The organism is Streptomyces sp. MMG1533 (assembly GCF_001279775.1).
In the GTDB taxonomy this organism is placed as follows: Bacteria; Actinomycetota; Actinomycetes; order Streptomycetales; family Streptomycetaceae; genus Streptomyces.
Genome location: NZ_LGDG01000204.1, coordinates 1 through 221 on the forward strand (window position 1 = coordinate 1; position 221 = coordinate 221).

A 221-nucleotide genomic window follows, 5' to 3' on the forward strand; every position below is an offset into this window, starting at 1 on the left:
CTGCCGGAGAACACCATCTCCTCGTCGTCGTGCGACAGGGCGAGCGGCAACTCCTCCCAGTGCACGAGGTCCTTGCTCACCGCATGCCCCCAGGACATGTCGCCCCAGGAGTTGCCGTTCGGGTTGTACTGGTAGAAGAGGTGGTACTCGCCCTTGTAGTAGACGAGGCCGTTGGGGTCGTTCATCCAGTTCTTCTCCGGCGTGAAGTGGAACTGGGGCCG

The 221-nt window shown here is 62.4% G+C and carries 1 pseudogene; it reads right to left on the reverse strand.

Annotation, left to right across the window (positions count from 1 at the left end):
• Nucleotides 1-221, reverse strand: a pseudogene (locus tag ADK57_RS19850) (levanase); the annotation flags it as partial.